11 protein-coding genes are annotated in these 12887 nt (G+C 67.7%); 9 read left to right on the top strand and 2 right to left on the bottom strand.

Annotation, left to right across the window (positions count from 1 at the left end; translation table 11 throughout):
- Positions 1–45 precede the first annotated feature (45 nt).
- The 3 genes from QTI04_RS19195 (at position 46) to QTI04_RS19185 (ending at position 4761) form a co-directional block, all read left to right on the top strand.
- Positions 46–2097, top strand: a complete 2052-nt coding sequence (locus tag QTI04_RS19195; RefSeq protein ID WP_286617060.1) for a prolyl oligopeptidase family serine peptidase — start codon at positions 46–48, stop codon at positions 2095–2097.
- A gap of 92 nt (positions 2098–2189) precedes the next feature.
- Complete coding sequence (locus QTI04_RS19190; protein WP_286617058.1) at positions 2190–3698, top strand: DASS family sodium-coupled anion symporter; 1509 nt, start codon at positions 2190–2192, stop codon at positions 3696–3698.
- A gap of 10 nt (positions 3699–3708) precedes the next feature.
- On the top strand, positions 3709–4761 hold the full coding sequence (locus tag QTI04_RS19185) for an Ldh family oxidoreductase (RefSeq protein ID WP_286617057.1): 1053 nt from the start codon (positions 3709–3711) through the stop codon (positions 4759–4761).
- A 44-nt stretch (positions 4762–4805) separates the two neighbouring features.
- Here QTI04_RS19185 and QTI04_RS19180 read toward each other — a convergent pair whose 3' ends face one another.
- Positions 4806–5252 carry an acyl-CoA thioesterase gene (locus tag QTI04_RS19180; RefSeq protein ID WP_286600135.1) on the bottom strand — a complete coding sequence of 149 codons (447 nt, stop codon included), beginning with the start codon at positions 5250–5252 and terminating at the stop codon, positions 4806–4808.
- A 43-nt stretch (positions 5253–5295) separates the two neighbouring features.
- A complete protein-coding gene (locus tag QTI04_RS19175) occupies positions 5296–6210 on the bottom strand; it encodes a LysR family transcriptional regulator (RefSeq protein WP_286617055.1) in 915 nt (304 codons plus the stop codon).
- Positions 6211–6347: 137 nt separating this feature from the next.
- Here QTI04_RS19175 and gtdA point away from each other — a divergent pair, with 137 nt between their 5' ends.
- The 6 genes from gtdA to QTI04_RS19145 all read left to right on the top strand — a co-directional run bounded on the left by gtdA (position 6348) and on the right by QTI04_RS19145 (position 12867).
- Positions 6348–7418 (top strand): gentisate 1,2-dioxygenase, encoded by a 1071-nt coding sequence (gtdA, locus tag QTI04_RS19170; RefSeq protein WP_286617053.1) that lies wholly within the window; start codon positions 6348–6350, stop codon positions 7416–7418.
- 77 nt (positions 7419–7495) lie between these two features.
- The gene (locus tag QTI04_RS19165; protein WP_286617052.1) at positions 7496–8200 is read left to right on the top strand and encodes a fumarylacetoacetate hydrolase family protein; all 705 of its coding nucleotides are present in this window, start codon (positions 7496–7498) and stop codon (positions 8198–8200) included.
- A 25-nt stretch (positions 8201–8225) separates the two neighbouring features.
- Entirely contained in the window at positions 8226–9446 is a 1221-nt protein-coding gene (locus QTI04_RS19160) for a 3-hydroxybenzoate 6-monooxygenase (protein ID WP_286617051.1), read from the top strand.
- Between the two features lie 42 nt (positions 9447–9488).
- Positions 9489–10472: a tripartite tricarboxylate transporter substrate binding protein gene (locus QTI04_RS19155; protein WP_286617050.1), complete on the top strand. Its 984-nt coding sequence runs from the start codon at positions 9489–9491 to the stop codon at positions 10470–10472.
- Positions 10473–10543: 71 nt separating this feature from the next.
- Positions 10544–11521 (top strand): tripartite tricarboxylate transporter substrate binding protein, encoded by a 978-nt coding sequence (locus QTI04_RS19150; protein ID WP_286617049.1) that lies wholly within the window; start codon positions 10544–10546, stop codon positions 11519–11521.
- On the top strand, positions 11518–12867 hold the full coding sequence (locus QTI04_RS19145; RefSeq protein ID WP_286617048.1) for an FAD-dependent oxidoreductase: 1350 nt from the start codon (positions 11518–11520) through the stop codon (positions 12865–12867). The genes QTI04_RS19150 and QTI04_RS19145 overlap by 4 nt, the downstream gene beginning before the upstream one ends.
- Positions 12868–12887 lie beyond the last annotated feature (20 nt).

Below are 12887 nucleotides of genomic sequence, written 5' to 3'. Positions count from 1 at the left end.
CCTCACAATTTCCGGAACAACACCGACTTGAAGAGGGAGACAGTCATGCGCTTGGCATCGCGTTGGATGGCCGCTGCGGCGGCCTTGTCGGCTGTGCTGGCGCTTGGCGCCTGTGCCACGGCCCCCACCGATCCCGCGCTGGTCGCGGCGCAGAAGGGGGGCGCATTGCCGCCCCTGGTGCCGCTGCGGCGCTTCGTCGCGAACGTGGACTACGTCGACGGCCATGCGCTGTCGCCCGATGCGAAGAAGCTGCTGTGGGTGCAGGTCGTGGGCACCGACATCGGGCTCGGGGTGCGCCCCACGGCTGACGCTGCCGACACGACTGGCCCCGTCGTCAAGACCTTCGCGACCGGCACCCTCGGACGCCCCTTCGTGTCCGGCCCCACCTATTCATGGCTGGCGGACAGCCGGCATGTTGCCTACATCAAGGACTTCAGCGGCGACGAGAACACCCAGCTCTTCGTGGTCGACAGCGAACAGCCGGACGCCAGGCCCTGGGCAGTGACGCCCTGGCCCGGCGTGCGTTCGACTTACGTCGCGCGAGGGGCGGCGGGCAGCACGCGCTTCTTCTTCACGACCAACCGGCGCGACCGCGCGAGCATGGACCTGTTCGAGGGTGACGCCGCGACGCGCACCGTGCGCGAAGTTGCGCGCAGCGAGGGTGACGGTCGCGTGCTGGCCTGGATGATCGGCACCGACGACCAACTCGCCGGCCGCACGCGCCAGCTCGGCAGCGCCGACGGTTCCGACGTGGCGATCGAGCTGAAGAATCCCGACGGCAGCTGGCGCCTGCTGCGGACCGTGAAGGCCTTCGATTTCTTCTGGCCGCACCGCATCGACCTGGGCAGCGGCAAGGTCTGGGCCATGACCAACATCGGCCGCGACAAGGCCGCGCTGGTGGAGATCGACCTGGCCGGCCGCAGCGAGCGGGTGCTGGCCGAGGACGGCGAGGTCGATCTCGACTCAGCGCAGTACCCGCCGAGGCAGGGCGCTCCCTACGCCTACGGCATCGAGCCGGGCCTGCCGCGCTTCGTCTACCTCGATGCCGCGCTCGGCGCCGACGTGGCCCAGGCGGTGCAGACCGCGCGCAGCCGTGGCTGGCTCGACAGCGAGCCCGTGCTCACCCGGCCTTCGAGCGTGGCCGAGGATTCGCGGCGGATGGTGCTGCGCGCCGTGACCGGGGACGAAGGCGTCGAGATGCTGCTCGACCGCGACACGCAGCAACTCACCCGTCTGACCCCTCAGCGCAAGCCCGACCCCGGCCTCTTCTCGCCGGTGGAACCGTTCTCCTTCAAGGCGTCGGACGGGCTCACGGTGCACGGCTACGTGGTGCGTCCGCGCGGCGTGAAGGGGCCGGCGCCACTGGTCATCGACATCCATGGCGGCCCCTGGGGCCGCGACCGCTGGCAGGCGGCCGGCTTCACGAACACGCAGATGCTCGCCAATCGCGGCTACGCGGTGCTCCACGTCAACTACCGCGGTTCGACCGGCTACGGCCGCGCCTTCATGCTGGCGGGCGCGCATGAATACAACCGGCGCATGCAGAGCGACATCGCCGAGGCCGCGCAATGGGCCATCGACCAGGGCATTGCCGACCCGAAGCGCATGGCCGTCTTCGGTGCCAGCTTCGGCGGCTTCTCGGTGCTGGCGCAGTTGATCCAGAAGCGGCACGACTACCGCTGCGGCATCGATGTGGTGGGTGTCGCCAACTGGCCCCGCGTGATCGAGAACTGGCCACCGTTCTGGCGCAACCGGCACTACTTCGCGATGACCTTCGGCGACGTGGAGAAGCCCGCCGAGCGCGCGGAGATGCTCGCCAACTCGCCGATTTCGCAGATCGATCGCATCACGGCGCCGCTGCTGGTGATCCACGGAAGCAACGACGTCCGCGTGCTGCGCCAGGATTCCGACGACGTGGTGGCCGAGCTGCGGCGCCTCGGCCGGCCCGTGCAGTACATGACTTTCGCGGACGAGGGCCACAGCGTGCGCAAGTGGCGCAACCGGCTGGCGCTGTGGCGGGAAGTGGAGGACACGCTGGCGGGTTGCCTGGGCGGGCGCAGCAACGGGTTTGATTTCTATCAGTTGATGCCGCGGTGAGGGAGGGGGCGCAAGGCAGTGCCCCTACGGCCAATTGACGGCTGGGCGATTTGACCTTAGGTTGGGTGCCTTGCACCTACGGAAGGCACTCCATGAGCCTTGGCACGAACGAACCCGCGCGCCCGCAAGCCAAGACTGTCGAGCCGGCACGCAAGCCCGTTCCGTGGGGCCTCTACATCGCCGCGGCGGCGATGCTCGGGGTGCTTGCCCTGCCCCTCCCCGAGGGCCTGCCGGTTGCCGGGCATCGCATGCTGGCCATCCTCGTCTTCGCAGTGATCGTCTGGATCAGCGAAGCGGTGAGCTACGAGGCCAGCGCCATCATGATCACTTCGCTGATCGCTGCGCTGATCGGGCTAGCGCCCAAGGTGGGCGACCCCTCCGCCACCTACGGCACGGGGCCGGCCCTGGGCATGGCGCTTGCGGGGTTCTCCAGCACGGCGTTGGCGCTGGTGGGTGCCGCGCTGTGCATCGCGGCCGCCATGACCATCACAGGACTCGACCGGCGCATCGCGCTGGTCACGCTCTCCACCATCGGCACCAGCACGCGGCGCATCCTGATCGGCAGCATCGCGGTCACGATCGTCCTGTCGCTCGTGGTGCCGAGCGCGACGGCACGCAGCGCCTGCGTGGTCCCGATCATGATGGGCGTCATCCTGGCCTTCGGCGTCGATCGTCGCTCGAACATCGCGGCCGGGATCATGATCACCGTGGCGATGGCCACCAGCGTCTGGAACGTCGGCATACAGACCGCCGCCGCGCAGAACCTCCTGACCGTGGGCTTCATGGACAAACTGCTGGGCGAGCGCGTCAGCTGGATCCAATGGCTGATCGCCGGCGCGCCCTGGGCCGTCGTGATGTCGATCGTGCTGTACTTCCTCGTGCGCTGGCTGCTGCCGCCCGAGGCGGAAGCGATCGCCGGCGGCAAGGAAGCGGTGCAGCGCGAACTGAGCGCGCTGGGTCCGATGACCGGTCCGCAGAAGCGGTTGGCAGCGGTGTCGATCGCCTTGCTCCTGTTCTGGTCCACCGAGGGCAAGCTGCACGACATCGACACGGCCACCATCACCTATGTCGGCCTGGTGGTGCTCATGCTGCCGCGTCTCGGCGTGATGGACTGGAAGACGCTCCAGGGGCGCATCCCCTGGGGCACGCTGATCGTCTTCGGCGTGGGCATCAGCCTCGGGACCGCGTTGCTCACGACGCAAGCCGGCCAGTGGCTGGGCGCCTTCGTCGTTGCGCACTCCGGCCTGGCCACACAGGGGCCGGTGGCGGTGTTCGCCGTGCTGGCCGCGTTCCTGATCCTGATCCATCTTGGCTTCGCCAGCGCGACCGCGCTCACTGCGGCGCTCCTGCCCATCTTGATTTCCGTGCTGCAGACACTGCCCGGCGACTTCAACAAGGTCGGCATGACGATGTTGCTCGGCTTTACCGTCAGTTTCGGCTTCATCCTGCCGATCAATGCCCCGCAGAACATGGTGTGCCTGGGCACCGAGACATTCAATGGCAAGCAGTTTGCGCGCGTGGGCGTTCCCGTCACGGTGGTCGGATACCTGCTGATGCTGGTGTTCGCGGTGACCTATTGGCGCTGGCTCGGCTGGACCTGAAGGAGTCGTCATGAAGATCACGCTGGAAGGCGCCCGTTCGCTGGGTGCGCAACTGCTCGCGGCGCAGGGTGTGCCGGACGACATCGCCGCGGATGTGGCCGAGCACCTCGTCGAATCGGACCGCTGCGGCTATACGAGCCACGGGCTGTCGATCCTGCCCAGTTACCGCAACTCGCTCCAGCGCGGCCACCTGCAGGCCGCCTCGCGTGCCGAGTGCATCTCCGATCGCGGCGGACTGCTGGTGTTCGATGGTCATTCGGGGTTCGGGCAGCACGTAGGCAAGACCGTGATGCAGGCGGGCATCGAGCGCGTGCGGCAGACCGGCCACTGCATCCTCACGCTCAGGCGATCCCATCATCTCGGCCGGATGGGCCACTACGGAGAAATGGCGGCAGCGGCGGGATTCGTGTTGCTGAGCTTCACCAACGTCATCAACCGCCCCCCGATGGTCGCGCCCTACGGCGGCAAGGTGGCGCGCCTGACCACCAACCCGCTGTGCTTTGCCGGCCCGATGCCCAACGGCCGTCCTCCGCTGGTGGTCGACATCGCGACCAGCGCCGTCGCCTTCAACAAGACGCGCGTGGCGGCCGAAAAGGGCGAGCCGCTGCCGGAGGGATGCATCATCGACGCCGACGGCTTGCCGACCACCGATCCCTCGGTGATGTTCGCCGACTCGCCCGGCGCATTGCTGCCTTTCGGCGGGCACAAGGGCTACGCGCTGGGCGTCGTCGCGGAACTGCTCGCCGGCGTGCTCTCGGGCGGCGGCACGATCCAGCCCGACAACCCGCGCGATGGCATGGCCGTCAACAACATGTTCGCGGTGCTGATCGATCCTGGGCTGGAGTTCGGGCAGGAATGGAAAAGCGCGGAGGTCGAGGGCTTCCTCAACTACCTGCACGAAACACCGACTTCGCCCGGCTTCGATCGCGTGCAGTATCCCGGCGAATTCGAAGCGCAGCACAGGGAACGCAACGCGACCCATCTGGAGATCGCGCCGGCGATCTGGAACTCCCTGTCGCGCCTCGCGGAGTCGCTCGCCGTGCCTGTGCCGGCTCAAGCCTGATTCGGTGCGCGAATCGGGCGTGTTCCACTGCCCGACCCCCGCTGCTACGTCCCAGCGGCCGCCCGCGAAGCCTCGAGGTGCTGGCGCGCCCGCTCGGCCAGCGCCATTTCCCCCGGCGTGCCGGGCGTGAAGGCATCGACCGGCAGCGAACGCCCGTGCGAATCGACCGAGACGAAGACGACCAGGCATTCGGTCGTCTTTTGCATCTCGCCGCCCTTCATGTCGCCGCTGCGCACTTCGACGGAGATGTTCATGCTGCTGTTGCCGGTGTAGGCCAGCCGGGCCTCGACCTCGACCAGGTCGCCGATCATGATCGGGCGGTGAAAGCGGATGCTGCCGATGAAGACCGTCACGCAGTAGCGCTTGGACCAGCTGGTCGCGCAGGCGTAACCGGCTTCGTCGATCCACTTCATGACGGTGCCGCCGTGGACCTTGCCCCCGAAGTTGACGGTGCTGGGTTCGGCAAGAAAGCGCAAGGTGATAGAGGACATGAGGTGCCTGGGCGTTGAGTTGATCGGAAGGCGCCCGTGCCAATTATGCGAGCGCCGCGGCGGTCTTTGGCCCAAAGAGTTGCGCCACCGTGCGCCGCAGCCAGGCGTTGCCGGCGTCCGCGTGGAAGCGCTCGTGCCAGTGCTGCTTGACCGCGTAGGGCGGCAGCACGAAGGGCGTATCCAGCAGCCGCACCGGTTCCTGCGTCGCCAGCACTTCGCCGAGGATGCGCGGGACGATCACGATCAACTCCGTGTGCGCCACGATGCGCGCCACGCTCAGGAAGCTCGACAGCCGGGCCACCACGTTGCGCTCGATCCCCAGGCGCGTGATCGTCTTGTCGACGATGGCGTGGCCGGTGCCCGAGGACGAGATCACCGCATGCGCCTCGGCCTCGAAGCGCTTGCGCGTGAGCCGGGTGCCGATGCGGGGGTGGTTCTGCGCCACCAGGCAGACGAAGTTCTGCATGAAGAGCGTCTGCTGGTAGAAGCCGGCGTCGAGCTGCGGCATGAAGCCCACCGCCAGGTCGACCTCGCCGTCTTCCAGCCGGCGGCCGCTATCGGTCGAGATGATCTCGGTCTCGATGCGCACACCCGGCGCCACGCGCCGCAGGTGGTCGAGCAGGCCCGGCAGCAGCACGACCTCGCTGATGTCGGTCATGCAGATGCGGAAGTTGCGCCGCGCTTCGCCGGGATCGAAGCCGCTGCGGCTGCCGCGCGCCTGGTCGAGTTGCGACAGCACCTCGCGGACATGGACGACCAGTCGCTGGGCGTAGGGCGTGGGCTGCATCCCCTGCGCGGTGCGGGCGAACAGGCGGTCGTCGAAGTGGGCGCGCAGCTTGTTCAGCATGGTGCTGGCCGCCGCCTGCGCCATGCCCAGGCGGTCGGCGGCCTTGGAGACGCTGGCGGTCTTGTAGACCTCGTCGAACACGGCGAGCCATTCGAGATCGAGCTTGGACATCGGGACTTTTCCTGGGAATGCAGCAGGCCCCATTATCGAAAAACGATATTCCAGGTATTGGATGCAGGTCTTGAATAAATAGTGGGGGCGTCCAACAATCTGTCTATTGGCGGCCCACCGTCAGGAGACAAGACCCAATGAACACCGCCCCGCAAGCCGCGCGCACCGACGCCGCCGAACGCCGTGCCTACTACGAACGCATTCGCCCGCTGAATCTCACCCCGCTGTGGGAGTCGCTGCACGCCCTGGTGCCGCGCGAGCCCCAGACACCGTGCGTGCCCGCGCTGTGGCGCTACGACGAGATCCGCCCGCTGCTGATGGAGTCGGCCGAACTCATCACCGCCGAGGAGGCCGTGCGCCGCGTTCTGGTGCTGGAGAACCCGGCCATCCCGGGCCGCTCGTCGATCACGCAGTCGCTCTACGCCGGGCTGCAGCTCATCATGCCGGGGGAAGTGGCGCCCTCGCACCGCCACGTGCAGTCCGCGCTGCGCTTCATCGTCGACGGCAAGGGCGCCTACACCACGGTGGCAGGCGAGCGCACCACCATGTATCCGGGCGACTTCATCATCACGCCGTCCTGGGCCTGGCATGACCATGGCAACGAGGGCATCGAGGGCGTGAGCGAACCGGTGGTGTGGCTCGACGGCCTCGACATCCCGATGCTGCGCTTCTTCGACGCCGGCTTCGCCGAGAACGACGACGCCAAGGTGCAGCACGTCGCGCGCCCCGAAGGCCACAGCCTGGCGCGCTTCGGCCACAACATGGTCCCGGTGCGGCACGACCACTGCGCGCCGACCTCGCCGATCTTCAACTACCCCTATGCGCGCAGCCGCGAGGCGCTGGCCCAGCTGCAGAAGCAGGAGGCACCCGACGCCTGGCTCGGCCACAAGCTGCGCTACATCAACCCGCTGACGGGCGGCTCGCCGATGCCGACCATCGGGACCCACCTCCAACTTCTTCCCGCCGGTTTCGCCGGCAAGACCCACCGGGCAACCGATGGCGCCATCTACAGCGTGGTCGAAGGCCGAGGCGTCGCGGAAATCAGCGGCCAGCGCTTTGACTTCGGCCCGCGCGACACCTTCGTCGTCCCGTCGTGGGCGCCGCTGCGCCTTTCGGCGAGCGAAGAGACGGTTCTGTTCAGTTTCTCGGACCGCCCGGTGCAACAGGCCATGGGCGTGCTGCGCGAAGCCTTTCTCAACGAGGGTTGAACGGTGGCCGCCGCGTGCGGCCCTGTCTCCCGGCCTTTTCCTTGATCGATGTGCCGCATGCCGCGGCAGGAGTACTCATGTCTTTCGTCGTTTCCCCTCCGGCCGTCGTCGGCCTTCCCGTGGCCGGCTCGGCCGACCTGTTTCCCGTGCGGCGCGTCTACTGCGTCGGCCGCAACTACGCGGCACATGCCCGTGAGATGGGCTTCGATCCCGATCGCGAACCGCCCTTCTTCTTCTGCAAGCCGAACGACGACGCCTCGATCGTGCCGGTGCCCGCGGGCAAGGCCGCGAGCATTCCCTACCCGGGCCAGACCGCCAACTACCACTACGAGGCGGAACTGGTCGTGCTGATCGGCAAGGGCGGCCGCGACATATCCGTCGATGTCGCCGTGAACCACATCTACGGCTACGCCGTCGGCCTGGACATGACCCGCCGCGACCTGCAGATGAAGATGCGCGAGCAGGGCCGCCCGTGGGAGATCGGCAAGGCCTTCGACTTCTCCGCGCCGGTCGGCGTGGTGCGCCCGCGCACGGCGATGGGTGAGATGACGGACGGCGGGATCGTTCTGGAAGTCGACGGCGAAGTCCGCCAGAAGAGCAACATCCGCAACCTGATCTGGTCGGTGAGCGAGGTGATTGCCAACCTGTCGACGCTGTTCGCGCTGCAGCCCGGCGATTTGATCTTCACCGGCACGCCCGAAGGCGTCGGCGCGGTGAAGAGCGGCCAGACGATGAGCGTGCGCATCGACGGGCTGGAGCCCATTTCCGTGCGCGTCGACTGACATTTCTCCACCGGAGGCACACATCATGGGCACGACATCCAAAGCAAAACCCACCGTCCTGTTGGTGGGCGGCGGCATCGGCGGCATGGCCGCGGCGCTGTCGCTCGCACGGCTCGGCATCTCGGTCGATCTGCTGGAGCAGAGCGCCACGATCGGCGAGATCGGCGCCGGCCTGCAGCTCGGGCCCAACGCCTTCGCGGCGCTGGATGCGCTGGGCGTCGGCGACGCGGTGCGGCGCGGGTCCGTGTTCACCGACCGGCTCGTGATGATGGATGCCGTCGATTGCAGCGAGGTCGCTTCGGTGCCCGTTGGCGAGGCTTTCCGTGCACGCTTTCGCAACCCCTATGCCGTGAGCCATCGCGCCGACCTGCACGGCGCGATCCACGATGCGGTCAAGGATCATCCGCTGATCCGTTTCCACACCTCGGCGCAGGTCGAGGCGCTCGATATCGGCGACCGTGGTGTGACCGCCGTCACGCGCGATGGCCGGCGCTTCAGCGCGGATGCCATCGTCGGCTGCGACGGCGTCAAGTCGGTGGTCCGCTCGAAGCTCATCGGCGACGCGCCGCGCGTGTCGGGCCACGTCGTGTACCGTGCCGTGGTGCCGGCCGCCGACATGCCCGAGGACCTGCGCTGGAACGCGCCCGTGGTCTGGGCCGGGCCCAACTGCCACCTCGTGCACTACCCGCTGCGCCACGGCGAGCAATACAACCTGGTCGTGACCTTCCACAGCCGAGATCGCGAAGAGTGGGGCGTGAGCGATGGCAGCAAGAAGGAAGTGCTGTCGTACTTCGAGGGCGTGCACGCACGACCGCGCCAGTTGCTGGACCGGCCCACTTCGTGGCGCCGCTGGAGCACCGCCGACCGCGACCCGGTGGCGAACTGGAGCGAAGGCCCCGCCACGCTGCTGGGCGACGCGGCGCACCCGATGATGCAGTACCTCGCGCAAGGCGCCTGCATGGCGCTGGAGGATGCGGTGACGCTGGGCAAGGCTGTCGAGGCCTGCGACTTCGACTTGCCGGCCGCCTTCCGCCTGTATGCCGCGGCGCGCATTCCCCGCACGGCGCGGGTCGTGCTGTCGGTGCGCGAGATGGGCCGTATCTATCACGCCAAGGGCGTCGAGCGGCTGGTCCGCAACAGCCTATGGACCGGCCGGACGCCGGAGCGCTTCTACGACGCGGTCGAGTGGCTCTATGCGTGGAACCCCGAACAGTGCCTGGCCGACGCGCGCCTGGCCGCCGCCTGATTACTTCGCAGCCTTGCTCAACCACCCGGAGACAAACCCTTCATGAAATCCATCCTCTCGCTGATTGCCGGCACCGTCGCGGCACTGCTGGCGGCGACTGCTTCCGCGCAATCGCCGGTCGCCGACTTTCCGAGCAAGCCCGTCACCATCGTCACGCCCTTCGCCGCCGGCAGTGGACCGGATGCGGTGCTGCGCCTGATCTCGGACAAGCTCGGCCGGCTGTGGAATCAGCGCGTGCTGGTGGACAACAAGCCGGGTGGCGGCGGCTTCATCGCCATCGAGCAGGTGCGCCGCGCGGCGCCGGATGGCTACACGCTGCTGCAGCTCGACAGCGAGCATATCGCGGCACTGCCGCACCTGTACAAATCGCGCAATTTCGTGACCCTGGAGCACTTCGATCCGGTGGCGTCGCTCTTCCGCACGCCTTTCTTCGTCGCGGTGCCTACCGATTCCAAGTGGAAGAACATGGTGGACCTCATCGCCTCGGCGAAGGAGAAGCCGGGTCAGGTCAGCTACGGCTCGTGGGGCGTCGGCAGTCCGGGCCATCTCGGCGGCCAGCAGCTCGAGGCGTTGACTGGCACGCAGATGCAGCACGTGCCCTATCGCGAGGTGTCGCAGCTGTTCGCCAACGTCGGGTCGGGCGAGGTGCAGTGGAGCTTCGCGAGCATTCCGTCGAGCCAGGGCATCTACAAGGCCGGCAAGCTGCGCTACATCGCCATCGCGGCGTCCAAGCGCATCCCGCAAATGCCGGACGTGCCCACCATGGCCGAGGCCGGCGGGCCTGCGAGCCTGGAGGTCAATTCCTTCGTGTCGCTGCTGACGCCCAAGGGCGTGTCGCCCGCCATCAAGGCCCGGATCAATGCCGACGTCGCCAAGGTCATCGCCGACCCCGAGATCCGCGCGCGCTTCGACACCTTCGCGTTCGAGCCGTTGGCGTGGTCCCCGGAGGAGATCCAGCGCAACGCCGAAGCCAAGTCCAAGGTCTATGGGGAGTTGGTGCGTCGGGGCAACATCAGTCTCGAATGAGATTCTGACGTCTTGTTACGTGAGGGCTTATCCTTCGCCCCCTCATGTCCCTTCCCCTCGCTTCACTTTCTATGCACGCATCCAAGAGAGCTCTCCTGATTGCTGCCTGCGGCCTGGCCGCGGGCGCGTTGCCATTGGCCGCTTCGGCGCAAGGCGCCCCGTGGCCCACCAAACCCGTTCGGCTCATCGTCGGCTTCCCCGGCGGATCGACGCCCGACATCGCTGCGCGCACCATCGCCGAGCCGCTCGCCAAGGCCCTCGGTCAGCCGGTGGTGGTCGACAACAAGCCCGGCGCGTCCGGCAATATCGCGGCCGACCAGGTGGCCAAGGCGACGGACGATCACACGATCGGCATCGTCATCAACGGCAACCTGACCTCGTCGAAGATGCTGTACCCCAAGCTGCCCTACGACCCGGGGAAGGACTTCACGTACCTGTCGCTGATCGCCACGGCGCCGCTGGTGCTGGTGTCGCAAAGCAGCCTGCCCGCCGGCACCGCCTTCTTCGACGCCGCGCGCAAGGGCGGCGACAAGTGGAGCTATGGCTCCGTGGGTGTCGGCTCGGTGGGCCATCTGGGCATGGAACTGCTCAAGAGCAAGGTGCCGGGGCTCAAGGCCGAGCACGTGCCCTATCAAGGCAATCCGCAGGTAATGACCGATCTGATCGGCAACCAGATCCAGATGGCGCTGATTCCGCCGGGCGTCGCGTTGCCGCAGATCAAGGCCGGCAAGGTGAAGGCTGTCGGCCTCACGAGCGGCCGCAGCACGCTGGCGCCGGACGTTTCGCCGCTGTCGGATGCCGGCGTGCGCGATTTCAATCTCGAGGTATGGACGGCGCTGCTCGGCCCCGCGAACCTCTCGAAGACCGCGCAGGACCGCATCTCGAAGGAACTCGCGGTCATCATGAAGTCGCCGGAAGTGCGCCAGAAGCTGTTCGAGCAGGGCTGGCAGGCGGTCGGTACGTCGCCGGATGGCATGCGTGCACGCGTCAAGGAAGAGGCGGCCATCATGAGCCGCATCATCACTACGAACGGCATCAAGCTCCAGTGACCGCGCGAACAGTCATCGAGCCGCAACGAAGCTTGCCGGTCTTCGGCGAGTACGACGTCGTCGTGGTCGGCGGCGGGCCCGCCGGCATCGCGGCCAGCGTGAGTGCTGCGCGCCATGGCGCGCGGACCTTGCTGGTCGAGCGCTACGGTTTCCTCGGCGGCATGGGCACGGCCGGCGGCGTGACCAATTTCGCTGGCCTCTATGGCAAGCGCAACGGCGAGATGACGCAGCTCGTCCACGGCGTCGCCGACGACCTGCTTGCGCGCATCGACGCGATGGGCGGCTTGAACAAGCCGCAGGACGGCATGCAGGGGCGCATCCGCGTGCGGTCCTACGACACCTCGGTCTACAAGTGCGCGGCCGACCAGTTGCTGCTGGACGCGGGCGTGGATCTGCTGTTCCATGCGTGGGCCGCGGCCGTCTTGATCGACGGCAGCCGCATCGCGGCCTTGGTGATGGAGACCAAATCGGGACGGCAAGCGATCCTCGCCAACGCTTTCATCGACGGCAGCGGCGATGCCGACGTCGCGGCCTTCGCGGGCGTGCCTTTCGCCGTCGGCGACGGGCAAGGCAGCGGGCTCTTCCCATCGACGATGTTTCGCGTCGGTCACGTCGATGCGCCACGCGCGCTGGCGGCCGTCGGCGAATTCAAGGCCATCAACGATCTCATGGCGAAGGCACGCGAGCGTGACCCGGATGCGTACCGCTTCCCGCGCGAAGGCGCGATCCTGCGGCCGCAGATCGACCCTCGCGAATGGCGCGCCAATGTCACGCAGATCCGCAATGCAGAGGGCGGCGCAATGAACGGCGTCGACGCGCGACAGCTCAGCGACGGCGAGGTCGAAGGCCGCCGGCAGATCGGCGAGTACTTCCGCTTTCTCAAGGCCGAGGTGCCGGGCTTCGAGCAATCGGCGATCGTCGAGATTGCACCCCAGGTGGGCATTCGCGAGACGCGGCGCATCGAAGGGCTCTATGCGTTGACGGGCGAGGACATCCTCTCGTCCGCGCGTTTCGACGACAGCATCGGCATCAACGCCTGGCCAATGGAAATGCATGCCGCGGGCAAGATCGAATGGGCGTTCCCGCGCGACGACAACCGCACTTACAACCAGCTGCCCTGGCGCATGCTGGTGCCGCGCGGCGTCGACAACCTGCTGGTGGCCGGGCGCTGTGCGTCGATGACGCATGAAGGCCAGTCCGCGGCACGCGCCAGCGGTGGCTGCTTCGTGATGGGCCAGGCCGCGGGCACTGCCGCGGCGGCGCTGGGCAGCGGCAGTTTCGCGGCTGTCGACGTGCCGAGGCTCCAGCAAAAGCTGGCCGCCGACGGCGCCGACCTCGACCGCTGAAGGCGGCCGGGTGACAGCCG

The sequence above is a fragment of the Variovorax sp. J22R115 genome, from assembly GCF_030317005.1.
Lineage (GTDB): Bacteria > Pseudomonadota > Gammaproteobacteria > Burkholderiales > Burkholderiaceae_C > Variovorax.
Note: the sequence above shows the minus strand (reverse complement) of the source record. Positions and strands in the feature narration are given on the sequence as shown.